Source organism: Quisquiliibacterium transsilvanicum (assembly GCF_014202215.1).
Lineage (GTDB): Bacteria > Pseudomonadota > Gammaproteobacteria > Burkholderiales > Burkholderiaceae_E > Quisquiliibacterium > Quisquiliibacterium transsilvanicum.
Map to the genome: position 1 here is coordinate 299,357 of NZ_JACHGB010000001.1, position 20,262 is coordinate 319,618.

General features: G+C 69.8%; 21 protein-coding genes and 2 pseudogenes. 21 read left to right on the forward strand and 2 right to left on the reverse strand.

Features of this window, described 5'->3' with window-relative positions:
• Positions 1-451 precede the first annotated feature (451 nt).
• From HNQ70_RS01340 to HNQ70_RS01355, 4 genes are read left to right on the forward strand one after another with little or no spacing between them, the layout of a single operon-like run.
• Positions 452-1,423: an RluA family pseudouridine synthase gene (locus HNQ70_RS01340; RefSeq protein ID WP_246434529.1), complete on the forward strand. Its 972-nt coding sequence runs from the start codon at positions 452-454 to the stop codon at positions 1,421-1,423.
• Entirely contained in the window at positions 1,420-2,160 is a 741-nt protein-coding gene (locus HNQ70_RS01345; RefSeq protein WP_183963533.1) for an HAD-IA family hydrolase, read from the forward strand. The genes HNQ70_RS01340 and HNQ70_RS01345 overlap by 4 nt, the downstream gene beginning before the upstream one ends.
• Positions 2,157-2,579, forward strand: coding sequence for a Rieske (2Fe-2S) protein (locus HNQ70_RS01350; protein ID WP_183963535.1), 423 nt, complete (start codon positions 2,157-2,159; stop codon positions 2,577-2,579). The genes HNQ70_RS01345 and HNQ70_RS01350 overlap by 4 nt, the downstream gene beginning before the upstream one ends.
• Positions 2,579-3,565, forward strand: coding sequence for a S49 family peptidase (locus tag HNQ70_RS01355; protein ID WP_246434530.1), 987 nt, complete (start codon positions 2,579-2,581; stop codon positions 3,563-3,565). The genes HNQ70_RS01350 and HNQ70_RS01355 overlap by 1 nt, the downstream gene beginning before the upstream one ends.
• A 117-nt stretch (positions 3,566-3,682) precedes the next feature.
• On the opposite strand, the pseudogene HNQ70_RS01360 reads toward HNQ70_RS01355, so the two are convergent.
• Both HNQ70_RS01360 and HNQ70_RS01365 read right to left on the reverse strand, forming a co-directional pair.
• Positions 3,683-4,381, reverse strand: a pseudogene (locus HNQ70_RS01360) (SAM-dependent methyltransferase); the annotation flags it as partial.
• A 53-nt stretch (positions 4,382-4,434) separates the two neighbouring features.
• Positions 4,435-5,061, reverse strand: coding sequence for a Maf family protein (locus HNQ70_RS01365; protein WP_246434534.1), 627 nt, complete (start codon positions 5,059-5,061; stop codon positions 4,435-4,437).
• Between the two features lie 74 nt (positions 5,062-5,135).
• Here HNQ70_RS01365 and HNQ70_RS01370 point away from each other — a divergent pair, with 74 nt between their 5' ends.
• From HNQ70_RS01370 to HNQ70_RS01450, 17 genes and pseudogenes are all read left to right on the forward strand, one after another.
• Positions 5,136-5,726, forward strand: coding sequence for a YceD family protein (locus tag HNQ70_RS01370; protein ID WP_183963541.1), 591 nt, complete (start codon positions 5,136-5,138; stop codon positions 5,724-5,726).
• 80 nt (positions 5,727-5,806) lie between these two features.
• Entirely contained in the window at positions 5,807-5,989 is a 183-nt protein-coding gene (gene rpmF, locus HNQ70_RS01375; RefSeq protein WP_183963543.1) for a 50S ribosomal protein L32, read from the forward strand.
• A 48-nt stretch (positions 5,990-6,037) separates the two neighbouring features.
• Complete coding sequence (gene plsX / locus HNQ70_RS01380) at positions 6,038-7,111, forward strand: phosphate acyltransferase PlsX (RefSeq protein WP_183963545.1); 1,074 nt, start codon at positions 6,038-6,040, stop codon at positions 7,109-7,111.
• Positions 7,112-7,145: 34 nt separating this feature from the next.
• Positions 7,146-8,123 (forward strand): beta-ketoacyl-ACP synthase III, encoded by a 978-nt coding sequence (locus HNQ70_RS01385; RefSeq protein ID WP_183963547.1) that lies wholly within the window; start codon positions 7,146-7,148, stop codon positions 8,121-8,123.
• 24 nt (positions 8,124-8,147) lie between these two features.
• On the forward strand, positions 8,148-9,089 hold the full coding sequence (gene fabD / locus HNQ70_RS01390) for an ACP S-malonyltransferase (RefSeq protein ID WP_183963549.1): 942 nt from the start codon (positions 8,148-8,150) through the stop codon (positions 9,087-9,089).
• Positions 9,086-9,859, forward strand: coding sequence for a 3-oxoacyl-ACP reductase FabG (fabG, locus tag HNQ70_RS01395; protein ID WP_183963551.1), 774 nt, complete (start codon positions 9,086-9,088; stop codon positions 9,857-9,859). Before fabD ends, fabG begins: the two co-directional genes overlap by 4 nt.
• 182 nt (positions 9,860-10,041) lie before the next feature.
• Positions 10,042-10,281 carry an acyl carrier protein gene (acpP, locus tag HNQ70_RS01400; RefSeq protein ID WP_183963553.1) on the forward strand — a complete coding sequence of 80 codons (240 nt, stop codon included), beginning with the start codon at positions 10,042-10,044 and terminating at the stop codon, positions 10,279-10,281.
• Between the two features lie 31 nt (positions 10,282-10,312).
• Positions 10,313-11,545 carry a beta-ketoacyl-ACP synthase II gene (gene fabF, locus HNQ70_RS01405; RefSeq protein ID WP_183963555.1) on the forward strand — a complete coding sequence of 411 codons (1,233 nt, stop codon included), beginning with the start codon at positions 10,313-10,315 and terminating at the stop codon, positions 11,543-11,545.
• Positions 11,546-11,574: 29 nt separating this feature from the next.
• Positions 11,575-12,021, forward strand: a complete 447-nt coding sequence (locus HNQ70_RS01410) for a protein YgfX (protein ID WP_183963557.1) — start codon at positions 11,575-11,577, stop codon at positions 12,019-12,021.
• A 152-nt stretch (positions 12,022-12,173) separates the two neighbouring features.
• Positions 12,174-13,613, forward strand: coding sequence for a DegQ family serine endoprotease (locus tag HNQ70_RS01415; RefSeq protein WP_183963559.1), 1,440 nt, complete (start codon positions 12,174-12,176; stop codon positions 13,611-13,613).
• 152 nt (positions 13,614-13,765) lie between these two features.
• Positions 13,766-15,559, forward strand: coding sequence for a translation elongation factor 4 (lepA, locus tag HNQ70_RS01420; RefSeq protein WP_183963561.1), 1,794 nt, complete (start codon positions 13,766-13,768; stop codon positions 15,557-15,559).
• 76 nt (positions 15,560-15,635) lie between these two features.
• Positions 15,636-16,529: a signal peptidase I gene (gene lepB, locus HNQ70_RS01425; RefSeq protein ID WP_183963563.1), complete on the forward strand. Its 894-nt coding sequence runs from the start codon at positions 15,636-15,638 to the stop codon at positions 16,527-16,529.
• Positions 16,529-16,900, forward strand: a complete 372-nt coding sequence (locus tag HNQ70_RS01430; RefSeq protein ID WP_183963565.1) for a DUF4845 domain-containing protein — start codon at positions 16,529-16,531, stop codon at positions 16,898-16,900. Before lepB ends, HNQ70_RS01430 begins: the two co-directional genes overlap by 1 nt.
• 7 nt (positions 16,901-16,907) lie before the next feature.
• A pseudogene (rnc, locus tag HNQ70_RS01435) lies at positions 16,908-17,636 on the forward strand (ribonuclease III); the annotation flags it as partial.
• Positions 17,637-17,848: 212 nt separating this feature from the next.
• Positions 17,849-18,760, forward strand: a complete 912-nt coding sequence (gene era / locus HNQ70_RS01440) for a GTPase Era (RefSeq protein WP_183963569.1) — start codon at positions 17,849-17,851, stop codon at positions 18,758-18,760.
• An 18-nt stretch (positions 18,761-18,778) separates the two neighbouring features.
• The gene (gene recO / locus HNQ70_RS01445; RefSeq protein WP_183963571.1) at positions 18,779-19,492 is read left to right on the forward strand and encodes a DNA repair protein RecO; all 714 of its coding nucleotides are present in this window, start codon (positions 18,779-18,781) and stop codon (positions 19,490-19,492) included.
• Positions 19,489-20,253, forward strand: coding sequence for a pyridoxine 5'-phosphate synthase (locus HNQ70_RS01450; protein WP_183963574.1), 765 nt, complete (start codon positions 19,489-19,491; stop codon positions 20,251-20,253). Before recO ends, HNQ70_RS01450 begins: the two co-directional genes overlap by 4 nt.
• The last annotated feature ends 9 nt before the right edge of the window (positions 20,254-20,262 follow it).

A 20,262-nucleotide genomic window follows, 5' to 3' on the forward strand; every position in this document is an offset into this window, starting at 1 on the left:
TCTGGAGACTCTGGGAAGCTCTGGAAGGGTGCGGCCGCCTGACCCGAAGCCGACGCGCCGGCGGGCGAACGCACACCCGCGAGGGGTGTCGGCGCGCCGTGGGGGCGGGAGCGTGGCGATGGACCGCATTCTTCTGTCGGCTCCGAAGCCCGCGAGGGCGCCGGCAGTCGTCTTGATCTGACTCGGGATCCGTGTGTTCCGCGCTCCCAGGTAGTGGGAGCCGCGTTCAATGTTCTCGTGTTGCCTGCGGTCCGCCGTTCTCGGGCCGACGCCGACTCGCCTTCGCGCACTACGCGGGAAAAGGCGCCCGACGCACATTGCGCTCCGGCACAGGCCGGCGGCACTCCACTACGGGCAACCTGTAAAGTATAGCAAGATGAATGCTTCGATCACAAAATCTTCCAGCGCAGCCCCTGCGGGCGGCCCTCCCGCAGCGCGGCCGGCGGTGCGCATGCTCACAGTCGACGACGATGCCGGCGGTGGCCAGCGGCTGGACAATTTCCTGCTCCGTCATTGCCGCGGGGTGCCCAAGTCCCACATCTACCGGCTGATCCGCAGCGGCCAGGTGCGGGTCAACGGCGGGCGCTGCCGTCCGGACGACCGCCTCGACCCGGGCGACGTCGTTCGGGTGCCGCCGGTCTCGGTGCCAGAGCCGCAGGCGGCCGCGGCCGGACCGGCGCCGGCGGTCGAGTTCCCGGTGCTGCACGAGGATGCGCTCCTGCTGGCGGTCGACAAGCCGGCGGGCGTGGCGGTGCATGGCGGCAGCGGCGTGGCGCACGGCGTGATCGAGCAGCTGCGCGCTGCGCGCCCGCAGGCGGTCTTCCTCGAGCTCGCCCACCGGCTGGACCGCGAAACCTCCGGCGTGCTGCTGCTGGGCAAGAAGCGCCGCGCGCTGCTCGATCTGCATGCGCAGCTGCGCGAGCGCCGCACCGACAAGCGCTACCAGGCCATCGTGGTCGGGCGCTGGCCACTGCGCACCAAGACGATCGAGTTCGCCTTGCACCGCTACCTGACGGCCGAGGGCGAGCGCCGGGTGCGGGTGCAGGACGGCGGTCAGTCCGCGCTGACGCGGGTGACCGGCCTGCGCCAGTTCGAGCTGGCGGGGCTCGGCATCTTCACGCTGGTGGAGGCGAAGATCGAGACCGGCCGGACGCACCAGATCAGGGTCCATCTCGCGCATAGCGGGTTTCCGATCGCCGGCGACGAGAAGTATGGCAACTTCGAGCTCAACAAGGCACTCCAGAAGGCAGGGCACCGACGCATGTATCTGCACGCGCACTCCATCACGATCCGGCATCCCGAGGACGGCAGGCCGCTGCGGCTGGTCGCGCCGGTCCCGGAATCCTTCGACCGCCTGGTCGCTGCCGGCCGCCCGCTGGCGCGTCCGGCCGGGGAGCCCGGCGAGGCAGGCGGCCAGGGATGAGCGCGGGACTTGCACAGGATCGGGGAAGCGGGGCTGCCGACCGCTTCGAGCTGGTCGTCTTCGACTGGGACGGCACGCTGATCGACTCCACCCACGCCATTGCCGATGCGATCCAGGCCTCGGCGGCCGATCTCGGGCTGCCCGTGCCGACGCGCGAGCGCGCCAGCCACGTGATCGGGCTCGGGCTGTTCGAGGCGATCCACTACGCGGTGCCGGAGATCCGCAGGGAGGAGCTGCCGGCGTTCGTCGAACGCTACCGGCGCCACTTCCTGCGCGCGGACGAGCAGCTGCGCGCCTTCGATGGCATCGACGCGCTGCTGGCCGAGCTCGGCCAGGCCGGCACGGTGCTCGCGGTCGCGACCGGGAAGTCCAGGGCCGGGCTGAACCGTTCGCTGCTGCAGACCGGCTGGGCGCGTCATTTCGCGACCACGCGCTGCGCGGACGAGGGGGTCCCGAAGCCTGATCCCTGGATGCTCCAGGACATCTGCGAGGAGCTCGGCATCGAGGCCGGGCGTGCAGTGATGATCGGCGACACCTCGCACGACCTGCGGATGGCCCGCGCAGCGGGCGCAAGCGCGGTCGCGGTCACCTATGGCGCGCATCCTGTCGAGGAGCTGCTGGCCTGCGAACCCTCGGCCTGCCTGGACAGCGTGGCGCAGTTGCGGGCATGGCTGCTGCCCCGGCTTGCCGCGCCGGGCGTGCAGGGCGTGCAGCGCGGTTCCGGGAGCGACGCATGACGTCCCCGCAGTTGCCTGACGCGCCCGGCGGGGTCGAGGCTCCGCCAGGACCCGGTCCCGGCTGGGGCTGGCAGGAGGTCTGCGTGTCGGAGGCCCTGCGCGACGGGGGCGACGGCGTGCGCTTCACGGTTCCGGTGCCCGGCGCCGAGCCGGCGTCGGCCTTCGCGGTGCGCTTCGAAGGACTGCCGCGGGTCTACCTGAATCGCTGCAGTCACGTGCCGGTCGAACTGGACTGGCAGGAGGGCAGGTTCTTCGACGACACCGGCCTATACTTGGTCTGCTCGACCCACGGTGCCCACTATCGTGCCGGCGACGGAGCCTGCGCCGGCGGCCCATGCCGTGGCCGCCCGCTGGTGGTCCTCCATGCCCGCGAGGCTGGCGGCAGGGTCTGGGTTGCGATCAGAACCGGAGAGGCTTGATGGACGATCAGGGGATGCAGGCGGGGCGGGACGGCGCAGGCGCGCGTGACGGCTGGGAGCGCAAGCTCATCGAGGAACTTGCCCTGTCTTCGATCCGGGAGAAGCGCGCCGCCCGCCGCTGGAGCATCTTCTTCCGCCTCGTCGGTCTTGCGATGTTCGTGCTGGTGGTCCTGCTCTGGACGGGCGTCTGGGATCCCATCGAGAAGGTGGCCGGCGGCAGGCATACCGCGCTGGTCGACGTCGAAGGCGTCATCCAGTCCAAGGGCGAATCCTCCGCCGAAGCGATCGCTGCGGGACTCCAGGCCGCGTTCTCGGATGCGAACACCGCGGGCGTGGTGCTGCGCATCAACAGTCCCGGTGGCAGCCCGGTGCAGGCAGGCATCGTGTTCGACGAGATCCGCAGGCTGCGGGCCCAGTATCCGGACATCCCGGTTTACGCGGTGGTCGAGGAAATCTGCGCGTCCGGCGGTTACTACGTCGCTGCCGCCGCTGACCGCATCTACGTCGACAAGGCCAGCCTCGTCGGGTCCATAGGGGTTCTGATCGACAGCTTCGGCTTCGTCGGAACGATGGAGAAGCTCGGCGTCGAGCGGCGGCTGATCACCGCCGGCAGCAGCAAGGGCTTCCTGGACAGTTTTTCGCCGCTTGCCGAACGGGACCGCGAGCACGTCCAGTCGATGCTCGACGAGATCCATGCCCAGTTCGTCGCAGCGGTGCGCACCGGCCGCGGCGATCGCCTGAAGGAGGACGGCACCACGTTCTCCGGACTGGTCTGGACCGGCGCGCGCAGCGTCGAGATGGGATTGGCCGACGGCATCGGCAGCATCGACAGCGTGGCTCGCGACGTGATCAAGGCCGAGCGGATCGTCGATTTTTCGCGCAAGCAGAACCTGGCCGAGCGGCTCGCCACGCGCGTCGGGGCGGGCGGTGCGCAGGCGGTGCTCGGCCGGATCGGGCTGGGCGCGGGGGCGGCGCAGCCGCGCTGAGCGGCCCGTTCAGCGGCCCCGGCGGGGGCGCGGCGGCCTCGCGCCCGCGGGGCGTGGCGCCGCCTCCCGCGCGCCCTTCGGTCGCGCACGGGTCGGCGATCCGGCGCGCTCGCCCTGCAACGAGAGCACGGTCGGCGTGCGCTCCAGTTCGGGGCGCAGGGCGCGCCATTCCGCCACCGTTCGCGACTGCGTCGTCTCGCCGGCCATCGTCAGCCGCGCAGCGACGCCGATGCGGGTGGCCGGCGCAAGCGCCGCGAGCATCGCGTCGAACAGCGCCTGGGTCCGGTAGGGTGTCTCGATCATCAGCACCGTCTCGCCGGTCGATGCGGAGCGGCGCTCGAGTTCGCGCAGGCGCTCGGTGCGCTCCGCCGCATCGACCGGGACATAGCCCGCGAAGCTGAACGCCTGGCCGTTCATTCCGGAGGCCATCAGCGCCAGCAGCAGCGAGCTCGGGCCCACCAGCGGCACCACGCGGATTCCCCTGCGATGGGCCAGCGCCACCAGTGCCGCGCCGGGGTCGGCGATGGCCGGACAGCCGGCCTCGGAGAGCAGGCCTGCGTCGCGTCCCGCCAGCAGCGGTTCGAGCAGCGCGGGGAGGCGGTCCTCGGGGGTGTTCCGGTTCAGCTCGACGATCGTGATTTCCTGCAGCGGGCGGCGCATCGGCAGCCTGGCGAGCACCGCGCGTGCGCTGCGCGCATGCTCCGCGATGAAGCAGTCCAGTCCGACCGTCGCCTCGACGGTGGCCGGGGGCAGCACCCGCAGCGGGTCCTCGTCCGGGCCGAGCGGCACCGGGACCAGATAGAGCGTACCGGTCACGGAGCCGGTGGGGGTGTCGTCCAAGAGGCGCTCGCTCCGCAGGGGTGAATCGGTCACAGGACCGGCCTGCCGGCGGCTTCGAGGAAGCTGGTCAGCAGGATGAGCGGCAGGCCGATCAGCGCGGTCGGATCCGGTCCCTCGATCGATTCGAGCAGCGCGATGCCGAGCGCCTCGACGCGCGCCGAGCCGGCGCAGTCGTAGGCGGGCTCCCGGCCCAGGTAGGACTCGATCCGCGCGTCGTCCAGCCTGCGAAAGCGCACCCGGGTCTCGACCACGCCGCTGCGCAGGAAGCCGGCTTCCGGGCAGGCCAGCGCCACTCCGGTATGAAAGGAGAGGGTGCGCCCGGAGGCCATCCGCAGCTGCTCCACGGCTGCCCGGTGGGTGCCGGGCTTGCCGATCGCGTGCCGGCCGTCGATGCTTGCCGCCTGGTCCGAGCCGATCGCCAGCGCGCCGGGGCGCAGCGCCGCGGTGGCCTGCGCCTTCGCGATCGACAGCCGCAGCGCCAGCGCATGCGGCGGCTCGCCGGGCAGCGCGGTTTCGTCGGTGCCCGGCGCGATCGTCTCGAACGGCAGGCCGAGCCGCTCGAGGAGTTCCCGGCGGTAGCGGGAGGTCGAGCCGAGGACCAGCGGGCGGGCGTCGATCTTCGCCTGGGCGGGGTCGGGGTGCTGCAGCGGGGTCATCTCTGGAGCCGGGTGAAGCGCTTCGGGGCGACGCGGCATCCATGGCCCGCCGATGAGGCCGGTATCATAGCGTCATGACATCCAAGCCACCCGTTGGAAGGGGCGCCGCGCGGCCCTGGATCGACACCCTCGAGTTCGCCAGGTCTGGCGGAGCGCTCGGGTCGTCACAGCAGCCGGCGGATCTGCCCCGCCTGCTCGATCTGCTCGCCGGTCCCGAGGGGAGCATCGACTGGGCGCTGACCGGCGAGCGCCGGCCCCGGCCCGAGGGCGGGGCGGACACCTTCCTCCGGCTCGAGTTGAAGGGCAGCGTCTCGCTCGAGTGCAACCGCTGCCTGCGGTCGGTGCAGACGGAGATCGGCGACAGTCGCCTGTTCAAGATCACTGCGACCGAATCCCAGGCCGAACGCGAGGACGCGCAGACCGACGATTACGATGCGCTGGTCGCAAGCCCGCACTTCGACGTGCTGGAGTTCGTCGAGGACGAGGCGATCCTGGCCTTGCCGATCGCGCCGAGGCACCCGGACTGCAGCCTGCCGGGTGCGCCAGCCGATCCCGCCGAAGCCGCGCCGGAACGACCAAACCCGTTCGCTGCGCTCGCGGCGCTGAAGGGGCGCGCTGCGCGCAACGACAGCGACGAAGACGGGGATGACGGCGGGAACCCCTGAATTGCGTTGGCCGGGCATCAACTACGACGGCCAATTCGTTGATATACTTGCAGATTGACCATTTTCCCGGAGCTGCCGACATGGCCGTCCAGCAGAACAAGAAATCCCCCTCCAAGCGCGGCATGCACCGTTCGCACGACTTCCTCGTCACCGCGCCGATGGCCGTTGAGCCCACTACTGGCGAGACGCACCTGCGCCATCACGTGAGCCCCAACGGTTTCTATCGTGGCCGCAAGGTCGTCAAGACCAAGAACGACGAGTAATCTGCCGCTCGGGTCACCCTTGCCTTTCCGGACCTCGCGCCAGTGTCGATGAGCGTCCGGATTGCCATCGACTGCATGGGCGGCGACCACGGCCTTGCGGTCACCGTGCCGGCGGCCGTTTCGTTCCTGTCGCATGTTCCGGATGTGCGTCTGCTGCTGGTAGGGCGCGAGGCAGAGGTACGCGCCGCGCTTGCCGGATTCGGCGGCGCCGACCTGTCCCGCATCGAGGTTCGTGATGCCCCCGAGGTGGTGGCCATGGACGAGCCCCCCGCTTCGGCGCTGCGCAGCAAGCGCAAGTCGTCCATGCGACTTGCGATCGAGGCCGTCAAGTCGGGCGAGGCGCAGGCCTGCGTCAGCGCCGGCAATACCGGGGCACTGATGGCGATCTCGCGCTTCGTGCTGCGCATGCTCGACGGCATCGACCGTCCGGCCATCGCTGCGCCGCTGCCCAACCAGCGGGGCGGTGTCACGACCATGCTCGATCTCGGCGCCAATGTCGACTGCGAGCCGGAGCACTACCTCCAGTTCGCGATCATGGGCGCAGCGCTCGTGTCGGTGCTCGAGGGGCGCGATCGACCCTCGGTCGGGCTGCTCAACATCGGCGAAGAGGCGATCAAGGGCAACGACTCGGTCAAGCAGGCGGCGGAGCTGCTGCGGGCCAGCAGCCTGAACTTCCACGGCAACGTGGAGGGCAACGACATCTACGAGGGCACCACCGACGTCGTCGTCTGCGACGGCTTCGTCGGCAACGTCGCGCTCAAGACCTCCGAAGGACTCGCGCGGATGCTCAATGGCATCATCCGCGAGGAGTTTTCGCGCAATCTCCTTACCAAGGGCGCCGCGCTCCTCTCGATGGCCGTCCTCAAGCGGCTCAAGGATCGCGTCGACCACCGCAGATACAACGGCGCCAGCCTGGTCGGGCTGCGCGGCATCGTCATCAAGAGCCACGGTTCCGCCGATGCGTTCGCGTTCGAGTTCGCGCTGCGCCGTGCCTACGACGCCGCCCGCAATGGCCTGCTCGAGCGCATCGCCCAGACGCTGCCGCAACTGACCGCGGAAGCGCATGCCGGTGCGACGGGGATGCCGCCGCAGCCGTCTGAACCACCGGGGGCCGTGCGCTGAGCGCACCCGCCCGCGTCAGCCCAGAGCGAGTGCAATGAACATTCATTCCCGAATCATCGGCACCGGCAGCGCGCTGCCGGAACGCGTCGTCACCAACGAACAGCTCTCGCGCGAGCTCGCCGAGCGCGGCCTGGAGACCTCCGACGAGTGGATCGTCGGGCGTACCGGGATCCGCCAGCGCCACATCGCGTCGCCCGAGACTTCCAGCAGCATGCTCGCGACCCAGGCGGCCCGCGAGGCGCTGTCGGCCGCCGGGGTGTCGGCGGAATCGGTCGACCTGATCATCGTCGCCACCTCCACCCCCGACTACGTGTTCCCGAGCGCCGCCTGCCTGGTGCAGAAGTCCCTCGGCATCTCCGGTGGCGCGGCTTTCGACGTGCAGGCGGTGTGCAGCGGTTTCGTCTATGGGCTGGCCACGGCGGACGCAATGATCCGCACCGGCATGGCCAAACGCGCACTGGTGATCGGCGCCGAGGTCTTCTCGCGCATTCTCGACTGGAACGATCGCGGCACCTGCGTGCTGTTCGGCGACGGCGCCGGTGCGGTGCTGCTGAGCGCCGACTCCCGCCCCGGCATCCTGGCGTCGAAGCTGCATGCCGACGGCCGCTACGAGAACATCCTGCGCACTGCCGGCAACGTAAGCGGCGGCGGCATCACCGGCCATCCCTTCCTGACCATGGACGGGCCGGCGGTCTTCAAGCTGGCGGTCTCGGTGCTCGACTCGGTCGCGCGCGAGACCGTCGCGGCGGCCGGCCTGACGCTCGACGACGTCGACTGGCTGATCCCCCACCAGGCGAATCTGCGCATCCTGCAGGCCACCGGGCGCAAGCTCGGCCTGCCCGCGGAGCGCGTGATCGTCACCGTCGACCGCCATGCGAACACCTCGGCGGCGTCGATTCCGCTCGCGCTCGACGTCGCGGTCCGCGACGGCCGCATCAAGGCCGGCGATCGCGTGCTGATGGAAGGGGTGGGCGGCGGCTTCACCTGGGGCGCAGTGTTCGTTCAGATGTGACCAATCGGAGAGGAACTCCCGCTCATGAGTCTCGCTTTCGTATTTCCCGGCCAGGGCTCCCAGGCCGTCGGCATGCTCGATGCGTTCGCAGCCGATGCGGCGGTCCAGGCAGTGCTGCGCGATGCCGACGCGGCGCTCGGCGAGCCGCTGTCGGCCACCATCGCCCAGGGTCCGGCCGACCAGCTCAACCTGACGGTCAACACGCAGCCGGCGATGCTGGTGGCGTCCTACGCCTGCCACGCGGCGTGGCGGGCAGCGGGCGGCCCGCAGGCGGCCGTCGTCGCAGGGCACAGCCTTGGCGAGTACACGGCGCTGACCGTCGCTGGCGCGCTGGCGTTCGCCGACGCGGTGCCGCTGGTCCGCCTGCGCGCGCAGGCGATGCAGGATGCCGTGCCGGTGGGCGTGGGCGGCATGGCCGCGATCCTCGGGCTGGACGACGCCGCAGTGGCGCAGGCCTGCGCCCGCGCCGTCGAAGGGCACCCGGGCGAAGCCGTCGAGCCGGTTAACTTCAATGCGCCGGCGCAGGTGGTCATCGCCGGCCACAAGGCTGCGGTCGAGCGCGCCTGCGCCGAGGCCAAGGCGCTCGGCGCCAAGCGCGCGCTGCCGCTGGCCGTGTCCGCACCGTTCCATTCGTCGCTGCTGCGGCCGGCAGGCGAGCGCCTGGCGGCGGCGCTGGCGAACATCCGGCTGGGCAGCCCCGCGATTCCCCTGGTCAACAACGTCGACGTGGCGGTCGAGTCCGATCCTGCGCGCATCGCCGATGCGCTGGTACGCCAGGCCTACGGCCCGGTGCGCTGGGTCGAGGTGGTCCAGAAGCTCGCCTCGATGGGCGTGGACCGGGTCATCGAGTTCGGGCCGGGCAAGGTGCTCGCCGGGTTGGTCGGGCGGATCGACAAGTCGCTCAAGGTGCATGCGGTGTACGACCCCGCAAGCCTGGATGCGGCGCTCGCGGAGGTGAGGCAATGAGCGGCCAGATCGACACGGGTTCGGCGGGGGCCCTCGCGGGCCGTCTGGCCCTGGTCACCGGCGCCTCGCGCGGCATCGGCCGGGCAATCGCGCTCGAGCTCGGGCGGCAGGGCGCCACCGTGATCGGCACCGCCACCACGCCCGAGGGCGCGGCAGCGATCGGCGCGGCATTCGCCGAGGCGGGGCTGACCGGCCGCGGCGAGGCGCTCGACGTCACCGACGCGGCCGCCTGCGAGCGACTGATCGATGCGCTGCAGAAGGAGTCCGGCAGCGTGGCCATCCTGGTCAACAACGCCGGCATCACGCGCGACAACCTCGCGATCCGGATGAAGGACGACGAGTGGCAGGCGGTGCTCGACACCAACCTGAGCGCCGTGTTCCGGATGTCCAGGCTGGTGATGCGCGGGATGATGAAGGCCCGCTCCGGACGCATCGTGAACGTGACCTCGGTGGTGGGCTCCAGCGGCAACGCCGGGCAGGCCAACTACGCCGCCGCAAAGGCCGGGGTCGCGGGAATGAGCCGCGCGCTGGCGCGCGAGCTGGGCAGCCGCAACGTCACGGTCAACTGCGTCGCGCCGGGCTTCATCGACACCGACATGACGCGCGGGCTCGGCGAGGCGCAGACGGCCGCGCTGATGCAGGGCATCCCGATGGGGCGCTTCGGACAGCCGGAAGACATCGCGGCCGCGGTGGCTTTCCTGGCGTCGCCGGCCGCCGCCTACATCACCGGCGTCACACTGCACGTGAACGGCGGCATGTACATGGAATGAGTCGAGTAGGGCGACGAAGCCCGGCGTTTGGCGCGAATTGGCTAGGCCATCCGCGCCCCGCGCTGCCGGAGTCGCCCAACTGCTAGAATTCGACCCCGTTGACCGGCCGTACCGGCCGATGGTCACAAACTACAACCTGGGTGCCCGCGATGCGCGGCCGCCCGACCTGAGGAGCCCGAGGAATGGAAAACTTCGAACAACGCGTCAAGAAGATCGTCGCCGAGCAGCTTGGCGTGAACGAGGCCGACATCAAGATCGAATCCTCCTTCGTCGACGATCTCGGCGCCGACTCGCTCGACACCGTCGAGCTCGTGATGGCGCTCGAGGACGAGTTCGAGACCGAGATTCCCGACGAGGAAGCCGAGAAGATCACCACGGTCCAGCAGGCGATCGATTACGTGAAGACGCACAGCAAGGGCTGATGCGTTTCATCGGGCTTCCCAGGAGAGCACAGTGAGCCGACGGCGAGTTGTAGTGACCGGGCTGGGGGCAGTGTCCCCCGTCGGGAACGACGTCCAGACCACCTGGCAGAACATCGTCGCGGGCCGGTCCGGCATCGGCCCGATCACGCGGTTCGATGCCAGCGCCTTCACCTGCCGCATCGCCGGCGAGGTCAAGGACTTCGACATCGAAGCGTACCTGTCGGCCAAGGAAGCCCGGCATTTCGACACCTTCATCCACTACGGGCTGGCGGCAGGCTCTCAGGCGCTCGCCGACAGCGGGCTGGAGGTGACGGACACCAACCGGACCCAGGTCGGCGTGATGATCGGCTCGGGCATCGGCGGTCTGCCGATGATCGAGGACAACCACACGGAGTACGTGAACCGCGGCCCCCGCCGAATTTCGCCGTTCTTCGTGCCTGGCTCGATCATCAACATGATCTCCGGCCAGTTCTCGATCATGCATGGGCTTCAGGGCCCCAACCTGGCCATCGTCACGGCCTGCACCACGGGTCTGCACTGCATCGGCCAGGCGGGCCGCATCATCGAGTACGGCGATGCGGACGTGATGGTTGCCGGCGGCGCCGAGTCCACCGTGTCGCCTCTGGGCGTGGGGGGCTTCTGCTCGGCCAAGGCGATGTCCACGCGCAACGACGATCCGACCACCGCGAGTCGTCCCTGGGACAAGGACCGCGACGGCTTCGTCCTCGGCGAAGGGGCGGGCGTCATGGTGCTCGAGGAGTACGAGCACGCGAAGCGGCGCGGTGCGCGCATCTACGCCGAGCTCGCGGGCTTCGGGATGAGCGCCGACGCCAACCACATCACCGCCCCGAGCACCGACGGCCCGCGCCGCTGCATGCTCTCGGCGCTGCGCAACGCAGGCGCCGCGATCGAGGAAATCTCCTACCTGAACGCACACGGCACCTCCACGCCGCTCGGCGACCGGAACGAGACCGAGGCCATCAAGCTCGCGCTCGGTGACCATGCACGCAAGATCGTCGTCAACTCGACGAAGTCCATGACCGGTCACCTGCTCGGTGGCGCCGGCGGCCTCGAGTCGGTGCTCACGGTGCTGGCGCTGCACCATCAGGTTTCGCCGCCCACCATCAACATCTTCAACCAGGACCCGGAGTGCGATCTCGACTACTGCGCCAACGAGGCTCGGCAGATGAAGATCGACGTCGCGCTGAAGAACTCCTTCGGCTTCGGCGGCACGAACGGCACGCTGGTCCTGCGCCGGGCCTGAGCCCGGACTGCTGAGCGGGGAGGGGGCCGGTGTCGCTGGCTTTCTCGCTCGCGCTTGGCGCCTCCCGGCGGGTGGCGCTCCTCGTCTGTCTTTCGCACGCCTGCGCCGGGCTCGGCGTTCTCGCGGCGGCGCTGCGCCTCGCGGCTGCGGGCGAGTCGGGCGCTTCCGCGCTGCTGCTGGCTGTGCTGGTGCCGGTGATCCTTTCCTGGCGGCGCGCGCTGGCGCGCTGCGGGGCGGGCGGCTGCCTGACGGTGGACGAGAGCGGCGCGGCGAGCTGGTCGTTCCGGCCCGGCCCCGGCAGCCCCGGGGAGCCGGTCGAGCCACTGCGCTGGCACGTGTTCGCGGGCGTGGCCTGGCTCGAGCTCGGCGCCGCCGGCGGGCGTCGCCTGAGCCTTCTGTCAGGGGTGGATCGCGCGTCCGACCGAGAATGGCGCGAATTCAGGCGGTGGTTGCGCTGGCTGGACCGGGGCGCCTGAGAGGCGCACTGCGCGCTGGAACTGCCGCTCCCCTTGAAACGCGCGGCAGGGCCCCCATCTGCAAGGGCGGACGTTGACTGTGCGGAACGCACCCAGCGTAGCCGCCCAGCTGCCGCGGCGCCTGCGTCGAACCTCTGACGGATACCGGACCCATGAGAAAACTGCTCTTCATCCTGCCCCTCGTCGTTGCGGTGCTGACCGGCGGCGGCCTGCCTGCGGCGAATGCACAGGGCCGCGACGTGTCGGGCTTCGCGGATCTCGTCGAGAAGGCCAGCCCCACGGTCGTGAACATCCGCACCACCGCGCGCGGCCCGTCGGGGCAGGCGGGAATGCTTCCCCAGCTGCCGGAGGGCCTGCAGGACAACGAGCAGCTTCAGGAGTTCCTGCGCCGCTTCTTCCCGCCGCGCCAGCCGGGGCAGGGTCCCAGGGGCGAGGGCCAGGAGATCCCGCGCGGCGTGGGGTCGGGTTTCATCATCTCGGCGAATGGCTTCGTGGTCACCAACCACCACGTGATCAACGGGGCCGACGAGATCTACGTGACGCTGGCCGACAAGCGCGAGTTCAAGGGCAAGCTGATCGGCTCGGACCTGCGCACCGACATCGCGCTCGTGCGAATCGAGGGGACCGGCCTGCCGCACGCCACGATCGGCGATTCGACGCGGCTGCGGGTCGGCGAATGGGTCGTGGCGATCGGCTCGCCCTTCGGGCTCGACAACACGGTGACCGCAGGCATCGTCTCCGCCAAGGGGCGGGACACCGGCGACTACCTGCCGTTCATCCAGACGGACGCGGCGGTGAACCCGGGCAACTCCGGCGGGCCCCTGCTGAACACCCGCGGCGAGGTGGTCGGCGTCAATTCGCAGATCTACAGCCGCACCGGCGGCTTCATGGGAATCTCCTTCTCGATCCCGATCGACGAGGCGATGCGCGTGGTGGAGCAGCTCAAGACGAACGGACGCGTGGTGCGCGGGCGCATCGGCGTGGGCATCGCGGACGTCACGCGCGAGGTTGCCGAGCCGCTGGGCCTGCCGCGCGCGGGTGGCGCGCTGGTGCGCAGCGTCGAGAGCGGCGGGCCGGCAGAGCGGGCCGGCCTGGAGGTCGGCGACATCATCCAGCGCTTCGACGGCAAGCCGATCGACAAGGCCAGCGACCTGCCCCGGATGGTTGGCGATACGCGTCCGGGCAGCAAGGTGGCGCTGCAGGTCTGGCGCAAGGGCAGCATCCGTGATCTGCAGTTGACGGTGGCCGAGCTGCAGCCCGATCAGAGCCCGCGGGCGCGCGCCCAGCAGGAGTCCCAGCCGGGGGCGGCCGCGCGCGCCAACGCGCTCGGTCTTGCCGTGACCGACATTCCCGCGGAGCGGCGTGCCCAGCTGGGCATCCGCAACGGAGTGCTGGTCGAGGCGGCCGACGGACCCGCGGCGCGCGCCGGCCTGCGCCAGGGCGACATCGTGCTTTCGCTCGACAACCAGGACGTGGGCAGCGCCGCGCAGTTCAACGAGCTCAGCGGCAAGCTGGACCGCTCGCGCACCCATGTGCTGCTGGTGCGCCGCGGCGACAGTGCGGCCTTCGTGCCGATCAAGCCCAGCGAGTGAACGTCCCGCGCCTGGGCGGGGGTGCGGCGCCGGGGGCGAAGGAAGCGTTCCGGTAGAATGGAGGGTTGCCGCTCGCCGCCCCCTCGACCCGATCCCGGGGTGCCGGGGCGGGAGATCCCCTCACGGTCATCCGTACGGACGCCCCGGTTTCTATGCAGCACATCCGCAATTTTTCCATCATCGCGCATATCGATCACGGCAAGTCGACCCTGGCCGACCGCCTGATCCAGCGCTGCGGCGGGCTTTCCGACCGCGAGATGGAGGCGCAGGTGCTCGACTCCATGGATCTCGAGCGCGAGCGCGGCATCACCATCAAGGCACAGACCGCGGCGCTGAAGTACACGGCAGCCGACGGCCAGGTCTACGCGCTTAACCTCATCGACACGCCAGGCCACGTCGACTTCTCCTACGAGGTCAGCCGTTCGCTGTCCGCCTGCGAGGGTGCGCTGCTGGTGGTCGACGCATCGCAGGGCGTCGAGGCCCAGACCGTGGCCAACTGCTACACCGCGATCGAGCTCGGCGTCGAGGTGGTGCCGGTGCTGAACAAGATGGACCTGCCGCAGGCGGATCCCGACAACGCTGCTGCGGAAATCGAGGACGTGATCGGCATCGACGCCACCGACGCGATCCGCGCCAGCGCCAAGACCGGCATGGGCATCGACGAGATCCTGGAGGCGGTGGTCGCCCGGATTCCGCCGCCGAAGGGCGATCGGGCCGCGCCGCTTCAGGCGCTGATCATCGATTCCTGGTTCGACAACTACGTCGGCGTCGTGATGCTGGTGCGCGTGTTCAACGGCGTGCTGCGCCCGAGGGACCGCATCCGCCTGATGGCCAGCGGCGCGGTCCATGTCTGCGAACAGGTCGGCTCGTTCACGCCGAAGGCGATGCAGCGCGACGAGCTGGCCGCGGGGATGGTCGGCTACGTCATCAGCGGCATCAAGGAGCTCAAGTCCGCGAAGGTCGGTGACACGATCACGCTGGTCAATCCGTCGGCCGCGGCGCCGCTGCCCGGCTTCCGCGAAGTCAAGCCGCAGGTCTTCGCCGGCCTGTACCCGGTGGAAGCCAACCAGTTCGAGGCGATGCGCGAGGCGCTGGAGAAGCTCCAGCTGAACGACTCGGCGCTGCAGTTCGAGCCCGAGGTGTCGCAGGCGCTGGGCTTCGGCTTCCGCTGCGGCTTCCTGGGGCTGCTGCACATGGACATCGTGCAGGAGCGGCTGGAGCGCGAATTCGACATGGAACTGATCACGACGGCGCCCACCGTGATCTACGAGGTGTTGCTGCGCGACGGCACCCTGCTCCAGGTCGAGAACCCCTCGAAGATGCCCGACCCGGCCAAGACCGAGGAGATCCGCGAGCCGATCGTCACGGTGACGATCTTCACGCCGCAGGAGTACGTGGGCAACGTGATCACCCTCTGCACGAACAAGCGCGGCGTGCAGACCAACATGAGCTACCACGGCAAGCAGGTGCACCTCACCTACGAACTGCCGATGAACGAAATCGTGCTCGATTTCTTCGACAAGCTGAAGTCGACCTCGCGCGGCTACGCCTCGATGGACTACGAGTTCAAGGAGTACCGCGCCGCCGACGTCGTGAAGATGGACATCCTGGTCAACGCCGCGAAGGTCGATGCGCTGTCGCTGATCGTGCACCGCTCGGTGTCGCAGAGCCGGGGCCGCGACCTCGTGTCCAAGATGCGCGAGCTGATCCCGCGCCAGATGTACGACGTCGCCATCCAGGCCGCCATCGGCGCGAACATCATCTCCCGCGAGAACGTCAAGGCGCTGCGCAAGAACGTGCTGGCCAAGTGCTACGGCGGCGACATCTCCCGCAAGAAGAAGCTGCTCGAGAAGCAGAAGGCCGGCAAGAAGCGCATGAAGCAGGTCGGCTCGGTGGAGATCCCGCAGGAAGCCTTCCTGGCGGTGCTGCAGGTGGACGACCGCTGAGGCAGCCACGTGCGCCGGGCCATGGCTGCGGCGCGCGCGGCGCCCGGCCCGATCGACGACGAACGAGAACCCACCCTTGAATTTTGCGCTGATCCTCTTCCTGCTGGTCCTGGTCACCTTCGTGGCCTGGCTGGCCGAGAAACTCTTCTTCCTGCCGCGCAGGCGCAGGCGCGCCACCGAGCGCGTCGCCCGGTTCGAGCGCGAGCAGGCGGCGCTGCCCGCGCCGATGCGCGTCGGCGACCCTGCGGCAGCCAGCGTCGCGCTCGCCGATTCCGCGCTGCGCCAGCCGCTCTGGCTGGAGTACACCGCGGGGCTGTTCCCGGTGATCGTGGTTGTGTTCCTGTTGCGCTCCTTCGTGGCCGAGCCCTTCAAGATCCCCTCGGGCTCGATGATCCCCACCCTGCTGGTGGGCGACCTGATCCTCGTCAACAAGTACACCTACGGGGTGCGCCTGCCGGTGGTCAACACCAAGGTGATCGAAGTGGGCAGCCCGCAGCGCGGCGACGTGATGGTGTTCCGCTATCCGCGCGACACCTCGATGGACTACATCAAGCGAGTGGTGGCCCTGCCGGGCGACAAGATCGCCTATTTGAACAAGCGTCTCTGGATCAACGACCAGGAGGTCCCGCTGGCCAGCGCCGGCGAGTTCTTCGACGGCGAGCGGCTGACCTACACGCCGCAGTATTCGGAGAAGCTCGGCGCGATCGAGCACAAGATATTGACAGAGCTGAACAAACCGTCGTACATCACTGCGGTGGAGGCCTTCCCCCATCGTGAGCGGTGCCAGTACGTGGAGGCGGGGCTTTCCTGCGTGGTTCCGCCCGGGCACTACTTCGTGATGGGCGACAACCGCGAGAACAGCCTCGACAGCCGGTTCTGGGGCTTCGTTCCCGAGCAGAACATCGTCGGCAAGGCCTTCTTCATCTGGATGAACTTCAGCGACCTGAAACGAATCGGACGGTTCCACTGATGATCCCGACCCTTGCCGCTGCGCGGCGCCAGCGCGGCCTCAGCCTGCTCGGATTGCTCTTCTTCGGCGTCATCGCCGTGATGCTCGTGGTGCTGGGCATGCGCGTGATGCCCTCGGCGCTCGAATACTTCGCGATCAAGCGCGCCCTCGCCACCATCGCGAGTTCCGGCGCCAGTTCCCCGGTGGAGGTGCAGCGCGCCTTCGACCGGCAGGCGGCGATCGACGACTTCAACTCGGTGAGCGGGCGCGACCTGCTGATCGAGCGTGACGGCCAGCAGCTCAACATCTCGTTCAGCTACGAGAAGCGCGTGCCGCTGTTCGGCCCGGCGACCCTCCTGATTCAGTACGAGGGCAGCACTGCCTCGAAGTGAGCTGCCCGTGAGCCTGGAAAGCCTTCAGCAGCGCCTGGGATACAGCTTCAGCGATCCGGCCCTGCTGGAACAGGCGCTGACGCACCGCAGCTACGGCAGGCACAACAACGAACGCCTGGAGTTCCTGGGCGACAGCGTGCTGAACTTCGTGGTGTCCTCGCTGCTGTACGACGGCTTCGGGCGCATCGACGAGGGCGATCTCTCGCGGATGCGCGCCAACCTGGTCAACCAGCACGCGCTGCACGAGATCGCGCAGCGTCTCGAACTCAGCGAGCACCTGCTGCTCGGGCAGGGCGACCTCAAGAGCGGCAGCTTCCGGCGGCCCTCCGTCCTGGCGGATGCCGCCGAGGCGGTGTTCGGCGCGGTCTATCTCGACGGCGGCTTCGAGGCGGCCCGCAGGGTGATCGGCGCGCTGTACGCGCCGGTGCTCAAGTCGGTGGATCCGCTCACCGTGGGCAAGGATGCCAAGACGCTGCTGCAGGAGTACCTGCAGGGACGCCGGATGCCGCTGCCGGTCTACGCGGTGGTCGCCACCCACGGCGCCGCGCACAACCAGCTGTTCGAGGTGGAGTGCGCGATCCCCAAGCTCGGCATCGGCGTGCTCGGCAGCGGCGCCAGCCGCAGGGTCGCCGAGCAGGCGGCGGCGCGTCTGGCGCTGGCCCAGGCCCAGTCGCTCGCGCCTGGGCCCGGCAAGCGCCGCACACGCAGCGCGTCCGCCGGCGCCGCTGCACCAGACACGGCGGCGACGGGCGGGGAGGGCGCAGGCCAGCCCGCCGGCGCGAAGCCAGCGGGCTCGGTGCATGAGCCCGCCGCCCAGGACCTCGAAGCCCAGGGCCCCGATGGCGACCTTGCGCACGTTCCTGCCGCACTCGAGCCCGATTCGGGCGGTGCGGCTGCCCTCGACGACCGCCGCGGCGAGCCCGCGCGCGTCAACATCCAGGCCCCCCGATGACAGACACCCCTGATGCGCCCGGCGCGCAGCCACACCGCTGTGGCTACGTCGCCATCGTCGGCCGCCCCAACGTCGGCAAATCGACGCTGCTCAACCGCCTGCTCGGACAGAAGCTCTCGATCACCTCGAAGCGGCCGCAGACCACCCGCCACCGGATCCTCGGCGTGCTCACGCGGCCGGATGCGCAGCTGCTGTTCTTCGACAGCCCGGGCTACCAGACGCGCAGCGGCGGCGCGCTCAATCGCGTCCTGAACCGTACCTCCCAGCAGGTGGCGCAGGATGCCGACGTCGTCGTGCTGGTCTGCGACGCCGCCGGCTGGACCGCGGCCGACGAGCAGCTGGCCAAGATGCTGCCGACAGATCGGCCGGTGCTGCTGGCAGTCAACAAGGTCGATGCGGTCGCCGACAAGGCGCGCCTGCTGCCGCTGGTCCAGCGTGCGACGAATGTGAGGACCTTCGACGAGGTGGTGCCGATCAGCGCCCGCACCGGTCGCCAGGTCGAACTGCTGGTGGATCTCTGTGCAGCGCGGCTGCCCGAGGGAGAACGCATGTTCGAGGAGGACGAGCTCACCGACCGGGGAGAGCGCTTCCAGGCGGCCGAGCTGATCCGCGAGAAGATGTTCCGTCTGCTCGGCGACGAGCTCCCCTACGCGAGCACGGTGGTGATCGAGCAGTACGAGGAGCTGCCGCGTCTGCGCCGCATCCATGCCACCGTGCTGGTCGAGCGCGATGCGCAGAAAGCCATCGTGCTGGGCGCTGGCGGCGAGCGCATCAAGCGGATCGCCACCGAGGCGCGGCAGGACCTGGAGCGCCTGGTGGGCGTCAAGGTCTACCTGGAGGTCTTCGTCAAGGTGCGCAGCGGCTGGGCGGACAGCGAGCAGAGCCTGCGCTCGTACGGCTACGAGTAATACGGCGCCGTCGCATCGATGAGCGCGCGGACCGAGGAATCGGCGTTCCTGCTGCATTGCACGCCCTACCGGGAGACCAGCCTGGTGGTGGATCTGTTCACCCGCGGCCACGGCCGGGTGGCGGCGGTGGCCAAGGGCGCCAAGCGGCCGCGCTCGGCGCTGCGCGCGGTGCTGCTGCAGTTCCAGCCGCTGTCGATCTCCTTCTCGGGCCGGGGCGAGCTTCGCACGCTGACCGGCGCCGAGTGGGAGGGCGGGTTGCTCGCACCGCGCGGCGACGCGCTGCTGTGCGCCTTCTACCTGAACGAGCTGCTGCTGCGGCTGCTGCCGCGCGAGGATGCGCATCCGGCGCTGTACGACGGCTACGCGCGGGCGATCGCTTCGCTGGCCGAAGGCGAGCCGATCGACGAGACGCTGCGGCGCTTCGAATGGCTGCTGCTGCGCGAAACCGGCTACGCGCCGGACCTGGGTCATGACGCCCGCAACCTGCCGATCGACGCCGCCCGCAGCTACGCGTGGCAGCCGTCGGCGGGCTTCGTGGCCGCCGATGCCGGGGGGGAGGGCAGTGCCCGCCTGTTCAGCGGGGCCATGCTGCACGAACTCGCGGCCGGCCGCTTCGAGTCCGCCTCCTCCCGAACGCAGGCAAAATACCTGACCCGCGCGATCCTCGCGCACCATCTGGACGGCGTCGTTCTCAACACCCGCCAGATCCTGATCGACCTGCAGAAACTATGATCGAACTCGGCGTCAACATCGACCACGTCGCCACCATCCGCCAGGCGCGCCGCACCTGGGAGCCGGACCCCGTCTGGGCCGCGGTGGAGGCGCACCTGGGCGGCGCCGACGGCATCACCGTGCACCTGCGCGAAGACCGCCGCCACATCCAGGACGACGACGTTCGCCGCCTGCGCGAGCTCACCCACATCAAGCTCAACCTCGAGATGGCGGCCACCGACGAGATGGTCGGCATCGCCGCTTCGCTGCGTCCCGAGATGGCGATGCTGGTGCCGGAGGGACGGCACGAGGTCACCACCGAGGGCGGGCTGGACATCGTTTCGCAGGAGGCGCGGCTGCGCGAGATCGTCGCGCGGCTGGCTGGCGCCGGCATCCTCACCAGCGTGTTCATCGACGCAGATCTCGCCCAGGTGGAGGCGGCGGCGCGCATCGGCGCGCGCGTCTGCGAGATCCACACCGGCCCGTATGCGCACGTCTTTCACGCGCAGGGACGCGACGCCGAGGCGCCCTCGGTGCTCGCCGAGCTCGGGCGCATCCGCGGCGCAGGCGAGGCCATCCGTGCGCTGGGCATGCGCTTCAATGCCGGCCACGCGCTGAACTACTACAACGTGCAAGCCATCGCCGCGCTGCCCGGCGTGCGCGAGCTGCACATCGGTCACGCGATCGTCTCGCGCGCGGTCTTCTCGGGGCTGCGCGGTGCGGTCGGCGAGATGAAGCGGCTGATCCGCGAAGGCCAGTCGCACGGCGCAGCGAGGGGCTGAGCTTCATGG

Bases quoted from the DNA above. Each gene is read 5' to 3' on its own strand.
- HNQ70_RS01340 (WP_246434529.1), top strand. From the start codon at position 452: ATGCTCACAGTCGACGACGATGCCGGCGGTGGCCAGCGGCTGGACAAT.
- HNQ70_RS01345 (WP_183963533.1), top strand. From the start codon at position 1,420: ATGAGCGCGGGACTTGCACAGGATCGGGGAAGCGGGGCTGCCGACCGC.
- HNQ70_RS01350 (WP_183963535.1), top strand. From the start codon at position 2,157: ATGACGTCCCCGCAGTTGCCTGACGCGCCCGGCGGGGTCGAGGCTCCG.
- HNQ70_RS01355 (WP_246434530.1), top strand. From the start codon at position 2,579: ATGGACGATCAGGGGATGCAGGCGGGGCGGGACGGCGCAGGCGCGCGT.
- HNQ70_RS01365 (WP_246434534.1), bottom strand. From the start codon at position 5,061: ATGACCCCGCTGCAGCACCCCGACCCCGCCCAGGCGAAGATCGACGCC.
- HNQ70_RS01370 (WP_183963541.1), top strand. From the start codon at position 5,136: ATGACATCCAAGCCACCCGTTGGAAGGGGCGCCGCGCGGCCCTGGATC.
- rpmF (WP_183963543.1), top strand. From the start codon at position 5,807: ATGGCCGTCCAGCAGAACAAGAAATCCCCCTCCAAGCGCGGCATGCAC.
- plsX (WP_183963545.1), top strand. From the start codon at position 6,038: ATGAGCGTCCGGATTGCCATCGACTGCATGGGCGGCGACCACGGCCTT.
- HNQ70_RS01385 (WP_183963547.1), top strand. From the start codon at position 7,146: ATGAACATTCATTCCCGAATCATCGGCACCGGCAGCGCGCTGCCGGAA.
- fabD (WP_183963549.1), top strand. From the start codon at position 8,148: ATGAGTCTCGCTTTCGTATTTCCCGGCCAGGGCTCCCAGGCCGTCGGC.
- fabG (WP_183963551.1), top strand. From the start codon at position 9,086: ATGAGCGGCCAGATCGACACGGGTTCGGCGGGGGCCCTCGCGGGCCGT.
- acpP (WP_183963553.1), top strand. From the start codon at position 10,042: ATGGAAAACTTCGAACAACGCGTCAAGAAGATCGTCGCCGAGCAGCTT.
- HNQ70_RS01415 (WP_183963559.1), top strand. From the start codon at position 12,174: ATGAGAAAACTGCTCTTCATCCTGCCCCTCGTCGTTGCGGTGCTGACC.
- lepA (WP_183963561.1), top strand. From the start codon at position 13,766: ATGCAGCACATCCGCAATTTTTCCATCATCGCGCATATCGATCACGGC.
- HNQ70_RS01430 (WP_183963565.1), top strand. From the start codon at position 16,529: ATGATCCCGACCCTTGCCGCTGCGCGGCGCCAGCGCGGCCTCAGCCTG.
- era (WP_183963569.1), top strand. From the start codon at position 17,849: ATGACAGACACCCCTGATGCGCCCGGCGCGCAGCCACACCGCTGTGGC.
- recO (WP_183963571.1), top strand. From the start codon at position 18,779: ATGAGCGCGCGGACCGAGGAATCGGCGTTCCTGCTGCATTGCACGCCC.
- HNQ70_RS01450 (WP_183963574.1), top strand. From the start codon at position 19,489: ATGATCGAACTCGGCGTCAACATCGACCACGTCGCCACCATCCGCCAG.